This window comes from Microbacterium sp. (assembly GCF_035554235.1).
Lineage (GTDB): Bacteria > Actinomycetota > Actinomycetes > Actinomycetales > Microbacteriaceae > Microbacterium.
Map to the genome: position 1 here is coordinate 1 of NZ_DATMIO010000279.1, position 21,425 is coordinate 21,425.

At 68.6% G+C, this 21,425-nt stretch carries 21 protein-coding genes, 3 tRNA genes and 1 pseudogene; 10 read left to right on the top strand and 15 right to left on the bottom strand.

Going from position 1 to position 21,425, the window contains the following annotated elements; all coding sequences use genetic code 11:
• Nucleotides 1-171: 171 nt before the first annotated feature.
• Together VNT50_RS14375 and VNT50_RS14080 are read right to left on the bottom strand one after the other, a co-directional pair.
• Complete coding sequence (locus VNT50_RS14375; protein WP_414683976.1) at nt 172-381, bottom strand: substrate-binding domain-containing protein; 210 nt, start codon at nt 379-381, stop codon at nt 172-174.
• Between the two features lie 152 nt (nt 382-533).
• Nucleotides 534-617: transfer RNA gene (locus VNT50_RS14080), tRNA-Leu, on the bottom strand.
• Between the two features lie 150 nt (nt 618-767).
• Between VNT50_RS14080 and VNT50_RS14085 the strand changes: the two genes are divergently transcribed.
• The 7 genes from VNT50_RS14085 (at nt 768) to pknB (ending at nt 9,633) form a co-directional block, all read left to right on the top strand.
• The gene (locus VNT50_RS14085; protein ID WP_325485739.1) at nt 768-1,508 is read left to right on the top strand and encodes an FHA domain-containing protein; all 741 of its coding nucleotides are present in this window, start codon (nt 768-770) and stop codon (nt 1,506-1,508) included.
• Nucleotides 1,505-2,047, top strand: a complete 543-nt coding sequence (locus VNT50_RS14090) for an FHA domain-containing protein FhaB/FipA (protein WP_325485740.1) — start codon at nt 1,505-1,507, stop codon at nt 2,045-2,047. The genes VNT50_RS14085 and VNT50_RS14090 overlap by 4 nt, the downstream gene beginning before the upstream one ends.
• Before the next feature lie 7 nt (nt 2,048-2,054).
• Nucleotides 2,055-3,293: a Stp1/IreP family PP2C-type Ser/Thr phosphatase gene (locus tag VNT50_RS14095; RefSeq protein WP_325485741.1), complete on the top strand. Its 1,239-nt coding sequence runs from the start codon at nt 2,055-2,057 to the stop codon at nt 3,291-3,293.
• Entirely contained in the window at nt 3,290-4,681 is a 1,392-nt protein-coding gene (locus VNT50_RS14100; protein ID WP_325485742.1) for an FtsW/RodA/SpoVE family cell cycle protein, read from the top strand. Before VNT50_RS14095 ends, VNT50_RS14100 begins: the two co-directional genes overlap by 4 nt.
• Nucleotides 4,678-6,141, top strand: coding sequence for a peptidoglycan D,D-transpeptidase FtsI family protein (locus VNT50_RS14105; protein WP_325485743.1), 1,464 nt, complete (start codon nt 4,678-4,680; stop codon nt 6,139-6,141). Before VNT50_RS14100 ends, VNT50_RS14105 begins: the two co-directional genes overlap by 4 nt.
• The gene (locus tag VNT50_RS14110; protein WP_325485744.1) at nt 6,138-7,868 is read left to right on the top strand and encodes a serine/threonine-protein kinase; all 1,731 of its coding nucleotides are present in this window, start codon (nt 6,138-6,140) and stop codon (nt 7,866-7,868) included. The genes VNT50_RS14105 and VNT50_RS14110 overlap by 4 nt, the downstream gene beginning before the upstream one ends.
• 67 nt (nt 7,869-7,935) lie before the next feature.
• Entirely contained in the window at nt 7,936-9,633 is a 1,698-nt protein-coding gene (gene pknB, locus VNT50_RS14115; RefSeq protein WP_325485745.1) for a Stk1 family PASTA domain-containing Ser/Thr kinase, read from the top strand.
• A 4-nt stretch (nt 9,634-9,637) separates the two neighbouring features.
• Here pknB and VNT50_RS14120 read toward each other — a convergent pair whose 3' ends face one another.
• From VNT50_RS14120 to VNT50_RS14130, 3 genes are all read right to left on the bottom strand, one after another.
• A complete protein-coding gene (locus VNT50_RS14120; protein WP_414683978.1) occupies nt 9,638-10,330 on the bottom strand; it encodes an anthranilate synthase component II in 693 nt (230 codons plus the stop codon).
• Nucleotides 10,331-10,401: 71 nt separating this feature from the next.
• Entirely contained in the window at nt 10,402-10,572 is a 171-nt protein-coding gene (locus VNT50_RS14125; RefSeq protein ID WP_325485746.1) for a hypothetical protein, read from the bottom strand.
• Nucleotides 10,572-11,366 carry a class E sortase gene (locus VNT50_RS14130; RefSeq protein ID WP_325485747.1) on the bottom strand — a complete coding sequence of 265 codons (795 nt, stop codon included), beginning with the start codon at nt 11,364-11,366 and terminating at the stop codon, nt 10,572-10,574. The genes VNT50_RS14125 and VNT50_RS14130 overlap by 1 nt, the downstream gene beginning before the upstream one ends.
• A gap of 52 nt (nt 11,367-11,418) precedes the next feature.
• Between VNT50_RS14130 and VNT50_RS14135 the strand changes: the two genes are divergently transcribed.
• The gene (locus VNT50_RS14135; protein WP_325485748.1) at nt 11,419-11,649 is read left to right on the top strand and encodes a cell division protein CrgA; all 231 of its coding nucleotides are present in this window, start codon (nt 11,419-11,421) and stop codon (nt 11,647-11,649) included.
• Between the two features lie 92 nt (nt 11,650-11,741).
• Here VNT50_RS14135 and VNT50_RS14140 read toward each other — a convergent pair whose 3' ends face one another.
• Both VNT50_RS14140 and VNT50_RS14145 read right to left on the bottom strand, forming a co-directional pair.
• Nucleotides 11,742-12,617: a rhomboid family intramembrane serine protease gene (locus tag VNT50_RS14140; protein ID WP_325485749.1), complete on the bottom strand. Its 876-nt coding sequence runs from the start codon at nt 12,615-12,617 to the stop codon at nt 11,742-11,744.
• Between the two features lie 42 nt (nt 12,618-12,659).
• Nucleotides 12,660-13,217: a peptidylprolyl isomerase gene (locus tag VNT50_RS14145; RefSeq protein WP_325485750.1), complete on the bottom strand. Its 558-nt coding sequence runs from the start codon at nt 13,215-13,217 to the stop codon at nt 12,660-12,662.
• 95 nt (nt 13,218-13,312) lie between these two features.
• Between VNT50_RS14145 and VNT50_RS14150 the strand changes: the two genes are divergently transcribed.
• Together VNT50_RS14150 and VNT50_RS14155 are read left to right on the top strand one after the other, a co-directional pair.
• Nucleotides 13,313-13,834, top strand: coding sequence for a DNA helicase (locus VNT50_RS14150; RefSeq protein ID WP_325485751.1), 522 nt, complete (start codon nt 13,313-13,315; stop codon nt 13,832-13,834).
• Nucleotides 13,835-13,849: 15 nt separating this feature from the next.
• Entirely contained in the window at nt 13,850-14,356 is a 507-nt protein-coding gene (locus tag VNT50_RS14155) for an aminoacyl-tRNA deacylase (protein ID WP_414683977.1), read from the top strand.
• On the opposite strand, the gene VNT50_RS14160 is transcribed toward VNT50_RS14155, so the two are convergent.
• From VNT50_RS14160 to VNT50_RS14195, 8 genes and pseudogenes are all read right to left on the bottom strand, one after another.
• Nucleotides 14,334-14,759 (bottom strand): NUDIX hydrolase, encoded by a 426-nt coding sequence (locus VNT50_RS14160; protein WP_325485752.1) that lies wholly within the window; start codon nt 14,757-14,759, stop codon nt 14,334-14,336. The genes VNT50_RS14155 and VNT50_RS14160 overlap by 23 nt on opposite strands.
• 69 nt (nt 14,760-14,828) lie before the next feature.
• Nucleotides 14,829-14,901 (bottom strand) — tRNA-Ala (locus VNT50_RS14165).
• 10 nt (nt 14,902-14,911) lie between these two features.
• Nucleotides 14,912-14,988, bottom strand: a tRNA-Ile gene (locus tag VNT50_RS14170).
• Nucleotides 14,989-15,037: 49 nt separating this feature from the next.
• On the bottom strand, nt 15,038-15,442 hold the full coding sequence (locus tag VNT50_RS14175; protein WP_325485753.1) for a DUF3566 domain-containing protein: 405 nt from the start codon (nt 15,440-15,442) through the stop codon (nt 15,038-15,040).
• A complete protein-coding gene (gyrA, locus tag VNT50_RS14180) occupies nt 15,439-17,997 on the bottom strand; it encodes a DNA gyrase subunit A (protein ID WP_325485754.1) in 2,559 nt (852 codons plus the stop codon). The genes VNT50_RS14175 and gyrA overlap by 4 nt, the downstream gene beginning before the upstream one ends.
• 175 nt (nt 17,998-18,172) lie before the next feature.
• Nucleotides 18,173-20,239, bottom strand: coding sequence for a DNA topoisomerase (ATP-hydrolyzing) subunit B (gyrB, locus tag VNT50_RS14185; RefSeq protein WP_325485755.1), 2,067 nt, complete (start codon nt 20,237-20,239; stop codon nt 18,173-18,175).
• A gap of 121 nt (nt 20,240-20,360) precedes the next feature.
• Entirely contained in the window at nt 20,361-20,945 is a 585-nt protein-coding gene (locus VNT50_RS14190; protein WP_325485756.1) for a DciA family protein, read from the bottom strand.
• Nucleotides 20,942-21,425, bottom strand: a pseudogene (locus VNT50_RS14195) (DNA replication/repair protein RecF); the annotation flags it as partial. The gene VNT50_RS14190 and the pseudogene VNT50_RS14195, both read right to left, overlap by 4 nt.

Consider the following 21,425-nt stretch of genomic DNA (forward strand, 5'->3'; position numbering starts at 1 on the left):
GCGCCTCCGGGGGCGATCAGCCCTCAACCAACTCGCACGACCCACAGAGATCCCCCTCATTGTTGTTCTGTTCGCAGTGCCCGTCGCCGTGTGGAACGCACGCACCTTCAGAGACACCTGCGATCTGTCTAACCGCGAACCGACCGCCGGAGTCGGGTTCTCACCCTCGCTTCACCCGTCATAGGCACACTGGATCGGCACCGGGCTCATCGCGTCGCGCCCGAGTGCCTCGAAGGCCTGCCGCATGGTGGTCAGCGGAGGGAGGGAGTGCGCCGCCTCAGGGATGTCGTCGAAGCCGACGACGCTCGAACATCTTCCCCGGCGTTTCCCGCCCGCCCGGTGCCGTCTCGGTGCCCGGTATAAACCGGGTTTGGGGCGCATCTCGTCCTATGGGGCGCGGCCGGTGCGCCCCGAAGGAGGGAATCCGCCCCAAACCCGCCTGCGCGGGCCCCGCCCACGGCTACCAACGAAAAACGGATGAACCCCCCAAACCGGGGGTTCATCCGTCCGCGATGTCCTGAGACATCACACTGTGCGCGAGGGGGGAGTTGAACCCCCACGTCCTTTCGGACACTGGCACCTGAAGCCAGCGCGTCTGCCTATTCCGCCACTCGCGCAGACGCCGACACCGGCGGTTTCCCGCTCATGTCAACCTCCCGAGGATATCACGATCGGGGGAGCGCGCCCGTCTCGGGGGACGCCGCTCTGCGGCTGCACAGCCTGTGCAACTACGATGTCGATACTTGCCTGCCTGCCTGAGGAGTCGCGTGGGACTACTTGACAGCTTCGAGAAAGGTCTCGAACGCGCCGTGAACGGCGCGTTCGCCAAGACCTTCCGCAGCGGCATCCAACCCGTCGAGATCGCATCCGCCCTGCGGCGCGAGCTCGACACCAAGGCCGCCGTCGTGAGCCGCGACCGCATCCTGGCGCCCAACTCGCTCACCGTGCATCTCTCGCCGGCCGACAACGACAAGATGCGCGCTCTCGGTTCGACGCTCGTCTCAGAGCTCGACACGCTCGTGCAGAAGCACGCCAAATCGCAGGGCTACAGCTTCGCGGGGCCCGTCTCCATCGCGGTCCGCAGCGACGAGACGGTGCCCACCGGCACGATCCGCGTCGAGTCGGGCACCGCCGCCGGACAGGTGTCGTGGCGCGCGGTCGTCGACGTCGAGGGCAAGCGGCATCCGCTCACCAAGTCGCGCACCGTCATCGGCCGCGGCAGCGACGCCGACATCACGATCGCCGACCCCGGCACGAGCCGCAAGCACGTCGAGATCCTCTGGGACGGCGAACGCGCCATGGTGCGCGACCTCGGGTCGACGAACGGCTCGTTCCTCGACGGCCGCAAGGTGGGCGAGGCACATCTCGCGCCCGATTCGACCGTGCGCATCGGCCGCACCGAGATCGTCTTCCACGTCGTGCCCATCGCGACCCCACCGCGGCCGACCACTCCGGCCGCCGACGCCACGCGCGCCTACGACGTGCGGGACGGGGGCTTTGCTCCGTGAGTGAACTCACTCTGCTGCTCCTGCGCATCGGCTTCCTGCTTCTCCTCTGGTTCTTCGTGTTCGCGGTCGTGTATTCGCTGCGCGCCGACCTGTTCGGCGTCAAGGTGCGCAAGCTCCCCGAGCCCGCCGTCGCGGGGCCCGCACCGGTCGGCGCCCCGGGTCCGAACGCGGCCACCGCCCCGGTCGGCAGGCCCGTCGCGTCCTCCGTCACGCCCACCGCCAAGCCCGGCGGAAAGGCGACCTCCGACGCGGTCGCGCGCATCGTCATCACGTCCGGTCCCAAGGCAGGCCTCGAACTGCCCCTCGGCACCGAGCCCCTCACGATCGGGCGATCGAGCGAGTCGGGGCTCGTCATCCGCGACGACTACACGTCGAGCCACCATGCCCGCCTCGTGCTCTGGGGCGAGCAGTGGATGATCCAGGACCTCGACTCCACGAACGGCACCTGGCACAACGGCCAGCGCGTCTCGACTCCCACGCCCATCCTGATCGGCGCGCCGATCAAGGTCGGCGCGACGACGTTCGAGCTGCGGAAGTAAAGGAGCCATGGTCTTCGAGGGCTCCAGCGCCGCCATCTCCCACACCGGGAAGGTGCGCTCCAACAACCAGGATTCGGGCTACGCCGGCTCGAACCTGTTCGTCGTCGCCGACGGCATGGGCGGACACGCGGGCGGCGACGTCGCCTCGAGCCTCGCGGTCGCCCGCCTGGAGGGCCTCGACCACGCCTACGCGACCACCGCGGAGGCCGAGCGCGAGCTCCAGCAGGCGATCTCGGAGGCCGCCGCCGACCTCATCGAGATGGTGCGGGAGCGCCCCGAGCTCGCCGGCATGGGCACGACCGTCAGCGCGCTCGTCATGGTCGACGACTACGCGGTCATCGCGCACATCGGCGATTCGCGCATCTACCTGTACCGCGACGGGCAGCTCACCCAGATCACGACCGACCACACGTTCGTCCAGCGGCTCGTCGAGTCAGGACGGATCACCGAGGAAGAGGCTCGCTACCACCCGCGCCGCTCGGTGCTGATGCGCGTGCTCGGCGACATGTCGGCCGATCCCGAGGTCGACACATTCATCATGGCCACGCAGGACGGCGATCGGTGGCTGCTCTGCTCCGACGGCCTGTCGGGAGTGGTGGATGACGCCCACACGGCGAAGTCGCTCGGCCTCGGCATGCCCCCCGGCCGCACCGCCGACGCGCTGCTGAAGCAGGCGCTCGACGGCGGGGCGCCCGACAACGTGACGGTCGTGATCGTCGACGTCGGCGGCCAGCATCCCGTCGTCTCGGGCACGCCCACCATCGTCGGCTCGGCATCCAATCCCGTCGGCGTGGCCGTGCCGGCCGCCCGCTCGGGCCGCGGCGGCTGGCTGCACCCGAACCGTCAGGCGGCCAACGAGCCCACCCACTTCGAGCCCGCCGCCGAGTTCCTCGAGGAACTCATCGAGGAGGATCGCCGCCGCGCACGCCGCCGCCGCATCGGCTGGATCGTCGGGCTCGTCGTCGTGCTCGCGCTCCTGGCGGCCGCCGTGATCGGTGCGTACGCCTGGACGCAGACCCGCTACTTCATCGGCGCCGACGACGACACGGTCGTGATCTTCCGCGGCATCCAGCAGAACATCGGGCCCATTTCGCTCTCCACGCCGCACGAAGACACCGGCATCCTGCTCGATGACCTGCCCTCGTTCGACCGCTCCACCGTGGAGGAGACGATCAGCGCGAGCTCGCTGGTGAACGCCGAGGCGATCGTCGACCGGCTCCGCGAGACGGCGGAGGCCCAGCGATGACCGCGACCCGCGACGTCTCCGCCGACACGACCGTCATCCGCGCCCTGCGCCGGCTGCGGGTGCCCCAGACGCAGCGCAACCGCGAACTGGGCCTGCTCATCTTCGCGAGCGCCATCAATGCCGCGGCGGTGGCCCTGGTGCAGCTCGGCGCTCTCGGCGATATCGAGTGGACGTTCCTCGTCTACGGCGGCGGCCTCACCGCGCTCGTGTTCGCCCTGCACATCGTGCTCCGCCTGCGCGCCGCCGACGCCGACCCCTTCGTGGTGCCGATCGCGACCCTGCTCACCGGCCTCGGCATCGCGATGATCTACCGCATCGACATCGCGGTCGACCTGCACGGCTGGGATGCCTATTCGACGAAGCAGCTCGCCTGGACGGCCATCGCCGTGGTCGGGGCGATCGCGGTCGTGCTGCTGCTGCGCAACTACCGGGTGCTCTTCCGGTACACCTACGTCTCGGGCTTCGCGGGCATCCTGCTGCTTCTGCTGCCGTTCGTTCCGGGTCTCGGCGTCGACGAGGCGGGCGCCGACGTCTGGGTCACGATCGCGGGCGTCTTCTCGTTCCAGCCAGGAGAGCTCGCAAAGATCCTGCTCGCGATCTTCTTCGCCGGCTACCTCGTGCGCACCCGCGAGAGCCTCATGTCCACGGGCACCCGCTTCCTCGGGCTGACCTGGCCGCGGGCCCGTGAGTTCGGCCCGCTCCTGGTGATCTGGCTGATCTCGCTCGGCATCATCGTGCTGCAGCGCGACCTCGGCACGGGTCTGCTGATCTTCGGGATGTTCGTCGCCATGCTCTACATCGCGACCGGCAAGACGAGCTGGGTCGTCCTCGGTGTCGGTCTCGCCGTGGCGGGCGCGCTGCTCGCGTCACAAGTGCTCAGCTATGTGGGCGGGCGCTTCGCGAACTGGCTGGATGCCTTCAACCCCGAGATCATCGATCGCACGGGCGGCAGCTACCAGCTCGTGCAGGGCATCTTCGGCCTCGCGCAGGGCGGGCTCATCGGAACGGGACTCGGGCAGGGCCGGCCCTACCTCACCCCCCTGTCGCAGAGCGACTACATCCTCCCGAGCCTCGGTGAGGAGCTCGGGCTCGTCGGCGTCTTCGCCATCCTGTGCCTGTACATGGTGTTCGCGAGCCGCGGCGTGCGCATCGGCCTCGCCGGGCAGGACGACTTCGGCAAGCTGCTCGCCACCGGGCTCTCGTTCACGATCGCCCTGCAGGTCTTCATCATGGTCGGCGGCGTCACCCGCCTGATCCCGCTGACGGGCCTGACGACGCCGTTCCTCACGGCCGGTGGCTCGTCGCTGATCGCCAACTGGTTGATCGTCGCGCTGCTGCTGCGCATCTCGGACGGCGTCCGCCGCCAGCCGCGGGTGGTGATCGGATGACCAAGGAGTTGAGACGGCTCAGCATCGTCATGCTGTTCATGTTCCTGGCCCTCTTCGGGTCGACGAGCTGGATCCAGGTCGTGCAGGCCGAGGAGCTGGCCGAGAACGCGCGCAACACGCGTGCCCTCTACGACAGCTATGAGGTGCAACGCGGCTCGATCATCGTCGACGGCGTCGCGATCGCGACATCCGTCCCCTCCGACGACGTGTACTCGTTCCAGCGGGTGTACACGGATGCCGCGATGTGGGCGCCCGTCACCGGTTACATCAACCCCGTGTTCGGCGCGGACGCGGCCACGGGCATCGAGCAGGCCATGAACCCGGTGCTCTCGGGCACCGCGAGCGCGCAGTTCCTCTCCCGCATAGAACGCATCCTCTCCGGTCAGGCGCCGCGGGGCTCGAACGTGCTGCTGACCCTCGACGGCGCCGCCCAGCGCGCCGCGTACGAGGGCCTTGCCGGCCTGCAGGGCGCCGTGATCGCCATCGAGCCGGCCACCGGCCGCGTCCTCGCGATGGCGACATCGCCGGGTTTCGACACCAACCTGCTCGCCTCGCACAACACGTCGGACGCGCTTGCGGCCTACGACGCCCTCGACGCCGATCCGGCCGATCCCCTGGCGAACCGCGCGATAGCGGGCGACCTCAACCCTCCGGGCTCGACCTTCAAGCTCGTCACGGCGGCCGCCGCGTTCGCGTCGGGGGCGTGGACCCCGCAGTCCACCCTGCCCAATCCGGCCGTCTATCAACTCCCGCAGTCCTCGAGCACGGTGCAGAACGCGTGGGGCGGCACATGCGGCCCGGGCGCCGAGGTGACGATCGCCGACGCACTGCGCCTGAGCTGCAACATCCCGTTCGCGGAGCTCGCCGTCCAACTCGGCGACGAGGCGATCTTCGACATGGCCGAGCTGTTCGGGTTCAACCTCTCGTTCGAGAGCCCGCTCGTCTCCACGCCCTCGAGCTATCCGCGGGCGCTGGATGACGCGCAGACCGCCCTGTCGGGGTTCGGTCAGGGTCAGGTCACGGCGACGCCGCTGCAGATGGCGATGGTGTCGGCCGGCATCGCCAACGGCGGCGTCGTGATGGCCCCGCGCATGGTCGACAGTGTGATCGGCCCCGACCTTGCGGTGCAGAAGACGTACGACAACACCGAGTTCGGGAGAGCCCTCGATCCCGGCATCGCCCAGCAGCTGGCGGCGCTCATGGTCGCCAATGTCAGTGACGGCGCGGCGTCGGGTGCAAGAATAGAAGGAGTCGATGTGGCCGGAAAGACGGGCACGGCGGAGAACGGCGATCAGCGACCGTATACCTTGTGGTTCACGGGTTTCGCACCAGCCGTCGATCCGCAGGTTGCGGTTGCCGTCGTCGTCGAAGACGGCGGCGGGCAAGGGCAGTCGGGCAGCGGTGACACCATCGCGGCTCCGATTGCGAAGAAGGTCATGGAGGCGGTGCTGAACAGATGAGGCCAACACAGGGTGTGTCATTCGGCGGCCGCTACGAACTGATCTCGCGGATTGCGATCGGCGGGATGGGCGAGGTCTGGGAGGCCACCGACCACGTCATCGGCCGCACCGTCGCGATCAAGATCCTCAAAGACGAGTACATGGGAGACCCGGGCTTCCTCGAACGCTTCCGCGCCGAGGCCCGCCACGCCGCGCTCGTCAACCACGAGGGCATCGCGAGCGTCTTCGACTACGGCGAGGAGAACGGCAGCGCCTTTCTCGTCATGGAGCTGGTCCCTGGCGAAGCGCTTTCGACGATCATCGAGCGCGACGGATCCCTCGGGGCGGACAAGACCCTCGACATCGTCGCGCAGACCTCCGCCGCCCTGCAGGCCGCGCATGCGGCGGGCCTCGTGCACCGCGACATCAAGCCGGGCAACCTGCTGATCACCCCCGACGGCCGCGTGAAGATCACCGACTTCGGCATCGCCCGCATCGCCGACCAGGTGCCGCTCACGGCGACCGGACAGGTGATGGGCACGGTGCAGTACCTTTCCCCCGAGCAGGCCTCCGGTCACCCCGCGTCGCCCGCCACCGACACCTACTCGCTCGGCATCGTCGCGTACGAGTGCCTGGCCGGCAAGCGCCCCTTCACGGGGGAGTCGCAGGTCGCGATCGCGATGGCGCAGATCAACGAGCAGCCGCCGCCGCTTCCGCCGACGGTCGCCGTGCCCGTGCAGAACCTCGTGATGGCGATGATCGCGAAGAAGCCCGATGACCGGCCGGCGTCTTCGGCGGCCGTCGCGCGGGCCGCGAGCGCGCTTCGCCGCGGGGATGTCGCGGCCGCCGCCGCGGCGGTTCCCGCCATCGCCACCGGCGCCAGGAGCGGCGGTGACGACGTCACCCAGCTGCTCGGTGCCTCGGGCGAGGACACCACCCGTCTGCTGCCCGCCGCTCCCGTCCCCTCGGACGAGGAGCCGACCGAGAAGCGCAAGCGCAGCCCATGGACGTGGCCGCTCATCGCCCTCATCGTGCTGCTTCTGCTCGTGCTGGGCGGAACCCTGTGGGCCGTGCTCGCGAACCAGACGCCGAGCGCCGATCCCACGAACTCCTCCACCTCGAAGCCGCCGTCGCCGTCGTCTGCCACACCCACGCCGTCAGAGACGAGGGTGGATGTCGACAGCCTGGGGCTGCTCAACCAGACCTGCGACGCCGCCAGCGAGATCCTCGTGAGCAACGATCTCGTCGCCCGGTGTGCGCCGGGAAATGCCGCGCCGTCCGACGACCAGGTCGGCCTCGTCTACGACTTCCAGCCGAAGGGCCGCCTCGAGGAAGGCACGACGGTCGACCTCACCGTCTACGCCGAGGTCGTCTCGGTCGGCTCGCCGGAGAACGCGCCGACGATCACCGAGGCCGGCGTCGCCGTAACGCAAGTGAGCGCCGGATCGACGGTGCAGCTCAACTGGCAGAACTTCACGTGCCCATCCGGCACGGGAACGCTCAGCCAGTACACGGTCGTCGTCTCGAACGCCACCTTCACCTCCGGACCCGCGAACCAGCAGGTCTTCGCGCCGACCGTGCGCCAGGCGAACATCATCGTCACCGGTCCGGTGGGAGCGACCGTCAGCGCGAGCTACACGGCTACGTGCAACGCCGGACCGCGCGATTCCGGCTCGTCGCCGCCGATGGACGTGCCGATCGTCGCCGGAGACTCCGAGACACCGCCGCCGGCGGGCGAAGACGGCTGATCTCGGAGAGGCGCGCAGCCGCTTAGGCTAGGCTGACAGCTTGTTCCACCACCCTGGGAGTCGATCCGTGTCGAGCGAACCGCGCGTCCTTTCGGGACGGTATCGCATCGATGAGCTCATCGGGCGGGGCGGCATGGCCAGCGTGTACCGGGGCTACGACCTGACGCTCGGGCGCCAGGTCGCCATCAAGATCCTCCGCCGCGATCTCGCGAACGACAACGCGTTCCGCACACGCTTCCGGCTCGAGGCGCAGGCCGCCTCGCGCATGGCGAACCCCGCGATCGTGCGGGTGTACGACGCGGGCGAAGACACCGTGACGGATGCCTCGGGCACGCACCCGGCGCCGTACATCGTGATGGAACTCGTGCACGGCGCGCTGCTGAAGGACATCATCGCGACGGGCCCCGTGCCGGTGGCGGATGCCGTGCGCTACGTCGACGGCATCCTCGAGGCCCTGGAGTACTCCCACCGCGCGGGCGTCGTCCACCGCGACATCAAGCCGGGCAACGTCATGGTCACCGAGGCCGGCCAGGTCAAGGTGATGGACTTCGGCATCGCCCGTGCGGTGTCGGAATCCTCGTCGACCGTCGCGGAGACCACCGCGATCCTCGGCACCGCGTCGTACTTCTCTCCGGAACAGGCGAAGGGCGAGTCCGTCGACGCGCGCGCCGACCTGTACTCGACGGGCGTCGTGCTGTACGAACTGCTGACCGGGCGCACGCCGTTCCGGGGCGATTCGCCCGTGGCGGTCGCCTATCAGCACGTCAGCGAGACGCCCGTGTCGCCGTCGGAGGTCATCGCGACGGTACCTCGCGCCCTCGACGCCGTCGTGCTGCGCGCCCTCGCCAAGGATCCCTTCCAGCGATATCAGGATGCGGCATCCTTCCGCGAGTCCCTCGATGCGGCCTTCGACGGCAAGGCCCCGACGAAGCGTCAGCTGGGTTCGCTCACGAGCGAGCTGTACGGCCCGAATCCGCGTCAGGCGGCCGAGACCGCGCGCTCGCTCCGGCAGCTGAGCACCGACACGACGATGGCGCGCACGCAGAGCGGGCCGCCCGTCGCCTGGATCTGGGCGGGCGTCGCAATCCTGGCCGTGCTGCTCATCTCGGTGCTCTTCTGGGCCGTGACGATCCGGCCCGCCTCCGAGACGCCGGCCAACTCGCGAATCGTCCCGGACGTGGCCGGGATGACGTACGACGAGGCCAACGCCGCGCTCGAGAAGGAAGACCTCATCGCGTATCGGGTCGAGGAGGCCAGCAGCGACGTCAACGAAGGCGACGTCGTCCGCACCGAACCGGAGGCAGGCGCCTCCGTGACGCCGGCCCAGAAGGTCACCGTGTACGTTTCGCGAGGCGAGGAGACCGCCGCCGTCCCGAAACTCCAGGGGTTGCTCGAGACGCCCGCGCGCGACGCCATCACCGCCGCCGGTCTGTCGATAGGCACGATCACGCAGCGCAACGACCCCGCTCTCGCCGCCGGGACGGTGATCTCGACCGACCCCCTCGAGGGTACGGAGGTCGAGCTCGCCACGACCGTGAACATGGTCGTCGCGACGGGCCGCGTCGTCATCCTCGACTACCGCGGCTTCACGGTGGATGCCGCGACCCGGGCGCTCGAGGCCGACGACTCGCAGCTCTTCGTCGAAACGCTCGCCGATCCGTCGTGCTCGGCGACCGATCCCGCCACCGTGGCGTCGCAGTCGATCCCTCCGGGCGAGGCGCCCGTGCATGCGACCGTGACGCTGAACTACTGCACCGGACCGTAGGGACCTACTGCGCCGAACCGTAGGCGAGCGCCGCGCCATCGCCGCGGTGGACGCCGGGGAGCGGATGCAGCGAGCCCGCCGCGCGCACGGCCTCCGGCATCCCGATCGTGGCCAGCCAGTTCGCGAGCAGCCGGTACCCGCCCTCGGTCAGCACCGATTCGGGATGGAACTGCACGCCCCACACCGGTCGCGTCCGGTGCGCGACGCCCATGATGACCCCGCCCTCGGTGCGGCTCGTGACGGCGAGGTCGGGCGGAAGGCTGCCGGGCTCGATCGCGAGCGAGTGGTACCGCGTGGCGGTGAACGGGTTCGGCAGCCCTGCGTAGAGGTCCGATCCGTCGTGCCGCACTTGTGAGGTCATGCCGTGCATGAGCTCGGGGGCGTGCGACACGGTGGCGCCGAATGCCTCCCCGATCGCCTGGTGGCCGAGGCACACGCCCAGCAGTGGCACACGCGCGGCCGCGGCGGCGCGCACGATCGCGATCGACGCGCCGGCGTTCGCGGGGGTTCCCGGTCCCGGCGAGACGAGCACCCCGTCGTATCCGTCGATCGCGCGCGGAGCATCGGAGATCTCATCGGCCTCGACCATGTCAACGAGCGCGCCGAGCTGTTCGACGTAGCCGACGAGGGTGTGCACGAAGCTGTCGTGATTGTCGACCACGAGCACACGGGCGCGGTTCATTCCGCCGTGGTTCATCGAGATGTGGTTCATCGAGATGTGGTTCATCGAGCCGTGGTTCATCGCTCTGTCGTTCATCACTGCGTCGTTCATACCCGGGGGCCCAGCCCGACGGTGACCTCCTGCGGGTTCACGTACTGGCTCACGTACGGGAACGCATAGAAGAACAGTCCGTACACGATGGCCGCCGCGAGCACGAGCAGGATGAGCACCTTCACCGGCCACGGCCCGGGGAGCGTACGCCACAGTGCGCCGTACATCAGGCGCCCACTCCCTCGGTGAGCGAGGCGGGAGGTCCCTCGGTGCGCGGCCGGAACGACTCGAAGAGGCTGTAGCCGACGATGCGCTCGGCGAGCGAGAACTTCGGCGAGCAGCTCGTCATGGTGAGGTAGCGCTCGCTGCCGGGGGGGTTGGGCGACTGCGGCACGTCCGCCAGCACGTCGACCTCGGAGGGCCGCACATACTCGAGCGTGCGGAACCGGTAGGTGTACCAGCCCGCCTCGGTCTCGATCACGATGGCGTCGCCGACGTGCAATTCTGCGATGCGGGCGAAGGGGGCGCCGAAGGTGGTGCGGTGGGCGGCGAGGGCGAAGTTGCCGACCTGCCCGGGCATCTCGGTGCCGGGGTAGTGTCCGATGCCGATCGGGTCGAGCGTGCGCGCTCGCGAGACACCTCCCGCGATCTTCGTGGCGTACTCCGCGCCGAAGCGCGGGATGTGCATGACGCCGAACACCTCCGCGTCCGCGGGCTCGTCGAGCACGACCGGCTCCCACCCCGCATCGGGGAGGGTCGGATCGGGGCTTGCCGCGGGTGTGCTCGCGTCGGGGAGGGGCACGGGGTCGGGCGAACCCTCCCACTCCTGCGAGAGCTCGGCCGCGGCGGCGTTGTTCTGAGCGCCGTAGATGATGTCGCCGACCCACATCTGCCAGACGACGTAGAGCATCACCACGACGCCCACGGTGATGAGGATCTCGCCGATCACACCTGCCACGGAGACGCGGCGGCGCGGCGTTGCCACGATGGTCTCGCCCTCGACCGCGGTTCCCCTGTCCACGGGCCGATCCTATCGACCACTTCTGCGCGAACCCTGCGAGTAGAATGCTCCCATGGCACGATCTGGTGACGAGCACGTCGAACGCAGCGAGTCGGATGTCGCACCCAACCCGGTGTGGTTCAAGCCGGTGATGATCGGCTTCATGCTGCTCGGGCTCGCGTGGGTGCTCGTCTTCTACTTGAGCGGCATGCAATACCCGATTCCGGGCATCGAGGCCTGGAACCTCGTGATCGGCTTCGGCATCGCGTTCATCGGGTTCCTCATGACCACGCGGTGGCGCTGACCGGAATTACACCGGTGTGATTCATCCCCATGTGTGGATGGATCTGTGGATAACTCACCGCTCCGTCCGCCTCAGGCCCGGCTCCGCCCCTCTTAGGCGTAGATCGCGAGCGGGATCAAAAGCAGCGCCACGAGCGCGACGACGAGCCCGATCAGCAGGGCGATCTGCAGTCCGCGGCGCTGGCGTGTGCGGGTGCGTGCGTAGATCAGCCCGACCAGGGCACCGACGGCGAGCCCGCCGACGTGCGCCTGCCACGAGATTCCCATCCCCGGGATGAAGCCGATCACGAGGTTGATGCCGACGATGATCAAAATGCCGCTGATGTTCGCGCCGATGTGCCGGCCGATCACGAGCAGTGCGCCGAGCAGGCCGAAAACCGCACCCGAGGCGCCCACGACCGGGGTGGTGAACGACAGGAGGGTGACCGCGACGGCGGCGCCCAGTCCGCTGATCAGGTAGAGCGCCAGGTACCGGATGTGCCCGAGGAGCGGCTCGAGGCTCCGCCCGATCATCCACACCGCGAGCATGTTCAGGCCGACATGCCAGACCCCGCCGTGCACGAAGAGCATCGTGAACGGCCGCCACGGCTCGAAGGTGCCCGACAGTGAGGGGTAGAGCCACGGCGCGTAGAAGCTCAGCCACTGCTGCACGGGGGAGTTCGGGATCAGCTGCGCGATGTACACCAGCACCGAGAGCGCGATGATCCCGTAGGTCACGACGGGCTGATCCTTCGACAGCGCGACCGTGCGGGGGGCGCGCGACCAGCGACGTTCGGCCTTCACCTGCGCCGGGGTCTGCGACTTCTGCTGGTCGCGCAGGCACTCGGGGCAGATCACGCCCACGGCCGCCTGCGTCTGGCACTCCGGGCAGATGGTGCGCAGGCACCGCTGACAGAGCACGAAGCTCTGCCGATCGGGATGCCGGTAGCAGAAGTTGTCGGTGTTGCGCGCGAACTCGGGCGAGGTCACGGACGAACCGGTTCCACGGGCACGGGGAGCACGCTCGAGCGGCTAGACCGCGACGACGTCGATCGACTCGAGCACGACGGGCTCGATCGGGCGGTCGCCGGCGGCGGTCGGAACGGCGGCGATCGCGTCGACGACGGCTTTCGAGTCGTCGCCGACCACTTCGCCGAAGATCGTGTGCTTGCCCTGCAGCCACGGGGTGGGGTCGGTCGTGATGAAGAACTGCGAGCCGTTGGTGCCCTCGGCCGCGCCGGTGATCGCGTTGCGGCGCAGGCCGGCGTTCGCCATCGCGAGCTTGTAAGGAGCGGTGAAGTCGAGCTCGCCGCTGATCTCGTCGTTGAAGGTGTATCCGGGTCCGCCGACGCCCTGTCCGAGCGGGTCGCCGCCCTGGATCATGAAGCCGGGGATGATGCGGTGGAAGACGACGTCCTTGTAGAGCGGGCCCTCACCGGGCTTGCCGGTGCCGGGGTGCGTCCAGGTTCCGGTTCCGTCGGCGAGGCCGACGAAATTCTGCACCGTGCGAGGCGCGTGGTCTCCGAAGAGGTTGACGACGATGTCGCCGTGGTTCGTGTGCAGGGTGGCTACCGCGGTGTGCTGAGGCATGCGTACATTCTCTCAGAGTTCTGTGCAAGCCCTCCCGCGTGGGGCCACGTCTGGCAAGATGGGATATTCCAATCCTCATCGATAGGGAGGCCCCCGTGAGCCTTAGCCGTAAGCGCAAGAAGGAACTCCGTAAGCTGCAGGATTCGGCGAACAGACTGTGGGACACACAGCAGGTTCTCGTCAACGAAGCGGCGGACATCGCGCGCGAAGCGGGGCGGCAGCTCGGCCACTTCAACCGCGAGCAGGTCATCCCGACCGTGCAGGAGAAGTACTCCGCGCACGTTGCCCCGGTGCTCGACAAGACGAAGAAGGTCATCGACCAGCGCATCGTCCCCACGGTGGGTGGCGTCTTCGGCTCCGCCCTCTCGGTGTGGGATGCCGCGAACGAGACGCGTCAGCGCGCAGCCGCCGGACGCGGCTTCGACCTCACGCCGTTCAAGAAGGTCCACGCGCCCGTCGCGCCGCCGGCACGCTCGGGCATCGGCGTCGGCGGTGTGGTCGCCATCGTCTTCGGTGTCGCGGCCGCCGTCGGCGTGATCTACGCCGCCTGGCAGACGCTCCGCGCAGACGACGAGCTCTGGGTCGCCGACGACCCGCTGCGCGCGCCCGACGCCTGAGAACTGTTCCGACGCGTGACATCGGTTGCTGAGCCCGAAGAGGCGACGACGCGCGTGCTCGAAGCGGCAGCCGCCCGCGGGTTGGCGATCGAGTTGCGCGAGCGACCGGCCGCCGCCAGCCTCCCGGAGGCGGCCGCGCTGCTGGGCCTGCGCCCGGCCGACATCGTCAAGACGCTTGTCGTCAAGCGCGCCGACGACACGTACCTGTTCGCGCTGGTTCCCGGGGATCGCGCGATCTCCTGGCCGAAGCTCCGTGCGGTCGTCGGGGTCAACAAGCTGCAACTGCCCGATGCCGCGCGCGCCCTCGCCGCCACCGGCTACGAGCGCGGCACGATCGTGCCCATCGGCAGCACGACCGAGTGGCCGGTGTACGCCGACCAGCGCATCGTAGGGACGCGTATCGCGATGGGCGCGGGCGCCCACGGCTACAGCCTGTTCGTGGACGCCGACGAGCTCGTGATCGCCTACGACGCGACGATCGCCGACATCTCGCAGGAACTCACATCAGACCGGCCATCGTGAGCGCGACGTCGACGAGCTTGACCCTCTGAAGCGCGACGACCTCGTCGATCGTGAACCACTGTGCCCGATCGGTCGAGCCTGCCTTCTCGTCGCGCAGGCGCCCGCCCGTGACCGTGGCGCGATACACGATCCGCAGCGCCTGCATCGGCTCGGCCGCGTCCGGATCCACCCGCCGAGCCGCGGGGATGACGCGGGAGTGGATGCCGAGCAGGTCGCCGATCCGCACCCGGTACCCGGTCTCTTCGTGCACTTCGCGGCGCGCGGCCACGGCCGGGTCCTCACCTGGCTCGAGCCCGCCGCCCGGCATCGTCCACGCCGGGCGCCGCCCCTCGGTCCAGTGCGCCAGCAGCACGCGCCCTTCGTCATCGGTGATGACGGCGTACGCGGCGACGCGGAGCTTCATCGGCCCAGCCTACGCAGTGGGCGGCTCGGAGTCGCGGGGGTCGCCGTGTCGAGCAGGGTGTAGTGATTGTGGAGCCTAGGAGAATCGAACTCCTGACATCCTGCTTGCAAAGCAGGCGCTCTACCAACTGAGCTAAGGCCCCTGAGGTGATTTGGTGGGGGTACCAGGACTTGAACCTGGGACCTCTTCATTATCAGTGAAGCGCTCTAACCGCCTGAGCTATACCCCCGTCAACCTCCAAGACTTTACCTGAAGGTTCCGGTTTCGAGAAACCGAGGTCAGCTCGAGGTGAAGCCGACCAGGAGGCCCCCGGTCACCTTGACCGCGAGGTTGTAGATTCCCGCGATGACGGCCCCGAGCACCGTCACGACGATCAGGTTCAGGATGGCCACGACCGCGGCGAACGCCATCACCTGGGGGAGCCCGACGAAGGCGGTGATCGAGATTCCGCCGTCGGAGAAGCTCTGGAAGAACTCGTCCACCTGGTCGATGAGGCCGGTGGTCTGCACGACCGTGAAGACGAGGAAGAACGTCACGATCGTGACGATCGCCAGGGCGACGGCCGCGAGGAAGGACAGTTTCACGGCCGACCAGAAGTCGACGTAGACCAGGCGCAGGCGGACCTGCTTGGAACTGGACTTGCTGGTGGACTTCTTGGCGAGCTTGTCGGCTACGGTGCTCATGCGTCAGTACTTTCCTCGGGGATGTCGGTGGGAGCGTCCCCCTCGGGGACTTCGCCTTCGGCGGCCTCGGCTGCGTCGGCCAGGCCTCGTTCGCCGTTGCGGGCGATCGCAATGATTCGATCATCGTCGCCGGCCCGCGCGAACACGACACCCATGGTGTCGCGGCCCTTGGCGGGCACCTCGGCCACGGCAGAGCGTACCACCTTGCCGCTGGCAAGAACCACCAAGACCTCGTCGTCCTCGCCGACGATCAGGCCGCCCGCGAGGTCGCCGCGATCATCGGTCAGACGGGCCACCTTGATGCCGATTCCGCCGCGGCTCTGGCTGCGGTACTGGTCCACCGACGTGCGCTTGGCATAGCCGCCCTCGGTGACCACGAAGACGTAGCCCTGGTCGCGCACCACCGACGCCGAGAGCAGGCTGTCGTGCCCGCGGAACGACATGCCCTTGACGCCCTCGGTCGAGCGGCCCATGGGCCGCAGCGATTCGTCGGTCGCGGTGAAGCGCAGCGACATGCCGTGACGGCTGATCAGCAGGATGCCGTCGCCCTCTTCGACGAGGAGGGCGCTGGTCACCTCGTCGTCTTCGCGCAGCTTGATCGCGATCACCCCGCCCTGGCGGTTGGTGTCGTACTCGGTGAGGCGGGTCTTCTTGACGAGACCGCCGCGAGTGGCGAGCACGAGGTACGTCGCGACGCTGTAATCGCGGATGTCGAGGATCTGCGCGATCTCCTCACCGGGTTGCAGGGCGAGGAGGTTGGCCACGTGCTGGCCCTTCGCGTCGCGGCCCGCCTCGCCCACCTCGTAGGCCTTGATCCGGTAGACGCGGCCCTTCGTCGTGAAGAACAGCAGCCAGTGGTGCGTCGTCGTGACGAAGAAGTGCTCGACGACGTCGTCGGCGCGCAGCTGCGCGCCCTTGACGCCCTTGCCGCCGCGATGCTGCGAGCGGTAGTTGTCGCTGCGGGTGCGCTTGATGTAGCCGTCGCGCGTGACGGTGATGACCATCTCCTCTTCGGGGATGAGGTCTTCGTGCGACATGTCGCCGTCGTACCCGGCGAGGATCTCCGTGCGGCGATCGTCGCCGAACCGATCGACTATGGCGATCAGCTCGTCGCGGATGATCGTCCGCTGGCGGGCGGGGTCGGCGAGAATCGCCTTGAAGTCCGCGATCTTCGCCTCGAGCTCGGTTGCCTCGTCGATGATCTTCTGACGCTCGAGCGCCGCGAGGCGGCGCAACTGCATGTCGAGGATCGCCTGGGCCTGCACGTCGTCGATCTCGAGCAGCCTCTGCAGTCCTTCGTTCGCCTCCTGCACGGTCGGTGAACGGCGGATGAGGGCGATGACCTCGTCGAGCGCGTCGAGCGCCTTGAGATAGCCGCGCAGGATGTGCATGCGCTCTTCGGCCTTGCGCAGGCGGAACCGCGTGCGGCGCACGATGACCTCGATCTGGTGGTCGATCCAGTGCGTGATGAAGCCGTCGAGCGGGAGGGTGCGCGGCACGCCGTCGACGATCGCGAGCATGTTCGCGCCGAAGTTCTCCTGCAGCTGGGTGTGCTTGTACAGGTTGTTCAGCACGACCTTGGCGACGGCATCCCGCTTCAGAACGATCACGAGGCGCTGGCCCGTGCGGCCCGAGGACTCGTCGCGGATGTCGGCGATGCCCGTGATCTTGCCCTCTCGGGCCAGGTCACTGATCTTGACCGCGACGTTGTCGGGGTTGACCTGATAGGGCAGTTCGGTGATGACCAGGCACGTGCGGCCCTGCACCTCTTCGACGTTCACGACGGCGCGCATCGTGATCGAGCCGCGGCCCGTGCGATAGGCATCCTTGATGCCTCGCGTGCCGAGGATCTGGGCGTGCGTCGGGAAGTCGGGGCCGGGGATGCGCTCTATGAGCGCCTCGAGCAGCTCTTCGCGCGTCGCATCGGGGTTATCGAGCGCCCAGAGCGCGCCGGCGGAGACCTCGCGGAGATTGTGCGGCGGGATGTTGGTCGCCATGCCGACCGCGATGCCGACCGAGCCGTTCACCAGGAGGTTGGGGAAGCGCGCCGGCAGAACCTTGGGCTCCTGGGTCTGGCCGTCGTAGTTGTCCTGGAAGTCGACGGTGTCTTCTTCGATGTCGCGCACCATGTCGAGCGCGATCGGGTGCATCTTCGCCTCGGTGTACCGGGGGGCGGCCGCGCCCTGGTTGCCGGGCGAGCCGAAGTTGCCCTGGCCGAGCGCCAGCGGATAGCGCAGCGCCCACGGCTGCACGAGACGCACGAGCGCGTCGTAGATCGGCGCGTCGCCGTGCGGGTGGTAGTGACCCATGACCTCGCCGACGATGCGGGCGCACTTGGAGAACGCCTTGTCGGGGCGGAAGCCGCCGTCGTACATGCCGTAGATCACGCGGCGGTGCACGGGCTTCAGCCCGTCGCGCACGTCGGGCAGGGCACGGCCGACGATGACGCTCATGGCGTAGTCGAGATAGCTGCGCTGCATCTCGGCCTGCAGGTCGATCTGGTCGATCCGGCCGTGGTTGTGCTCGGGGACGGCGGGGCGTTCTGCGTCAGTCATTCTCGTCTTTCCGTTCGTACGTGGCTGGGGCCGGCTCCGCGATGCTCCTGCTTCGGCAAGAGCGGGCCCCTACCCCGATCGCCTCGGCAGGAGCATCGCTGCGCCGGCGCGCGCCGTGCGGCTCGCAGGTGGCCGGGAGCGACCCGCCGCCTGCCTCGCTGAGGGGGTGGGGAGATCAGATGTCAAGGAACCGGACGTCCTTGGCGTTGCGCTGGATGAAGCCGCGGCGCGATTCGACGTCTTCACCCATCAGGATCGTGAAGATCTCGTCGGCGGCGGCCGCATCGTCGATCGTCACCTGACGGAGGGTGCGGGTCTCGGGATCCATGGTCGTCTCCCACAGCTCCTTGTCATTCATCTCGCCGAGACCCTTGTAGCGCTGGATGCCGTTGTCCTTGGGGATCCGCTTGCCACCGGCGACGCCCTCGGCGAGCAGTGCATCGCGCTCGCGGTCGCTGTAGACGTACTCGTGCGGCGCGTTCGACCACTTGAGGCGGAAGAGCGGCGGCTGCGCGAGGTAGACGAAGCCGGCTTCGATGAGCCCGCGCATGTAGCGGAACAGCAGCGTCAGCAGCAGCGTGGTGATGTGCTGGCCGTCGACGTCGGCATCGGCCATCAGCACGATCTTGTGGTAGCGGGCCTTGTCGATGTCGAACTCCTCGCCGATGCCCGTGCCGAAGGCCTGGATCATCGCCTGCACTTCGCGGTTGCCGAGGGCACGGTCCAGGCGGGCGCGTTCGACGTTGAGGATCTTGCCGCGGAGCGCGAGGATCGCCTGGGTGTGGGGATCGCGGCCCTGCACGGCGGAGCCGCCGGCCGAGTCGCCCTCCACGAGGAAGATCTCGCTGATCGAGGGGTCCTTGCTCGTGCAGTCCTTGAGCTTGTCGGGCATCGCGGCACTCTCGAACACGCTCTTGCGGCGCGCGGTCTCGCGCGCCTTGCGCGCCGCGAGGCGGGCGGTCGCGGCGTCGATGGCCTTGCGCACGACGTTCTTGGCCTGCGCCGGGTTGCGGTCGAACCAGTCGCCGAGGCGGTCGCCGACGACCTTCTGCACGAACGCCTTGGCCTCGGTGTTGCCCAGCTTGGTCTTCGTCTGACCCTCGAACTGCGGCTCGGAGAGCTTGACCGAGATGACGGCCGTGAGTCCCTCGCGCACGTCATCGCCCGAAAGGTTCTCGTCCTTCTCCTTGAGCAGATTCTGGGCGCGGGCGTACTTGTTGACGAGCGTCGTCAGGGCCGCGCGGAAGCCCTCTTCGTGGGTGCCGCCCTCGTGCGTGTTGATCGTGTTCGCGTAGGTGAAGACGTTCTCGGTGTAGCTCGTCGTCCACTGCATCGCGACCTCGAGGGCGATCTTGCGCTCGGTGTCTTCCGACTCGAAGTCGATGACCTCTTCGTTGACGTGCTCCGCCTTGCGCACCCGATTGAGGTACTCGACGTAGTCGACGAGGCCGCGCTCGTACAGGAAGCTGTCGTTCGGCTGCTGCAGCACGACCTGTCCCGGCTCGAGCTCTTCGTCGTAGGCCGATGCCGGGCGCTCGTCGCGCAGATCGATGCGCAGGCCCTTGTTGAGGAAGGCCATCTGCTGGAAGCGGGTGCGCAGCGTGTCGTAGTCGAAGTCGACGGACTCGAAGATCGAGTCGTCCGGCCAGAACGTGATGGTCGTTCCGGTCTCCGAGCTCGGCTCGGCGCGTTCGAGGGGGGCCTGCGGCACACCGCCGTCACGGTAGGACTGGCGCCAGACGTGCCCCTGTCGGCGCACTTCCACCTCGAGCCGCGTCGAGAGGGCGTTCACGACGGAGGAGCCGACGCCGTGCAGACCACCGGAGACGGCGTAGCCGCCGCCGCCGAACTTGCCGCCGGCGTGCAGCACCGTCAGCACGACCTCGACCGTCGAGCGGCCCTCGATCTTGTGGATGTCGACGGGGATGCCGCGGCCGTTGTCGACGACGCGGACGCCGCCATCGGGCAGGATCGTGACATCGATCAGGTCGCAGTAGCCGGCGAGGGCTTCATCGACCGAGTTGTCGACGATCTCCTGCACGAGGTGGTGCAGGCCGCGCGGGCCGGTGGAGCCGATATACATGCCGGGCCGCTTGCGGACGGCCTCGAGGCCCTCGAGCACCTGGATCTCGTCGGCCCCGTAGTCGACGTGGGTCCGTTCGGGCTGCGGGTCTTCTGGTGTTGCGATGGGAGAGGGCTGGTCGAGATCCTCGGGCAGATTGTCGGGGGTCTGTGACGTCATATTCGCGGCGCACTCCACATCGTTATTCAGGGCACCCTCAGTCTACAAGGAACCGCGCGCCACTGTGGGCTATGCGGCCCTGTGCCGCGATGAAATCGACCTGGGGAGGAACGGAGGTGTCTTATCCGTAGGTATCGCGCGGGCCACGGCCTGGAATGGCTCTGGGACCCCATTTCCAAGAGGGGACGTCCGGTCCGACGAAGCGCAGAGTGGTCACCCCGGCATCCGGGTGCCTCGCGATGATCTGGGAGAGGATGTGCGAGCGCATCAGCTGAAGCTGCTTCGCCCACGCGGTGGAGTCGCATTGCACCGTCAGAGTGCCATCGGCGAGGGCGACCGGGCGGGCGTGCCGGGCGGTGTCCTCGCCCGCCACCTCCCGCCATTGCAGCACGAGGTCCTCGCGGGCTAGCTGCGGCACCCACCCGGATTCACGGGTCAGGTCGGTGAGGGCATCGGCGAGGCCCTTCGGGTCGCGGCCCGGGGCGAACGGAGCGTTGTCGTCGTCCACGACGCCGCGCTTGCGGCGGCGGCGCACCGCCCCCGCGCTGGGCTCGAGGCCGCGAAGGCGGAGGTACGTCGCGACGGTCTCGGGCACAGCATCCGCAGACCCCGCCGCCGACGCGAAGCCGGGAGCAGGCGCGCCCTTCGCCGGCACTCCCTTCGCCGGCACACCCTTCGACGGCACACTGGGGGAGGAGTCGGTCATGAAACCTCCTTCAGGATGCGGCCCGCTTCCACACGCACGACCCGCGCGGCCAGGGCGTCGGGGACATCCTCCTCCACCGCCGCGGTCACCACCACCTGTTCGTATCCCGACGCCAATCCCGCGAGGCGCCCGCGGCGCCCGGCGTCGAGCTCGGCGAAGACGTCGTCGAGGATGAGCACCGGATCGCCGGCTGGCGAGTCTGCGCGCAGCAGCTCTGCCGACGCCAGGCGCAGCGCGAGCGCCACCGACCACGATTCGCCGTGCGACGCGTAGCCCTTGACGGGAAGGCCCCGTACCCGGAGCACGAGATCGTCGCGGTGCGGGCCGACGAGGGTGAGGCCCCGCTCGAGCTCCGTGGCGCGCTGCGCAGCGAGGGCGGCACGGAAGAGTTCGGCGGTCGAGGCATCCGATCCCATCGAAACCGAGTCTTCGCCGTCCTCGGGATTCGCGCCGCGCACCGACAGCGCCCATGCCATCTCG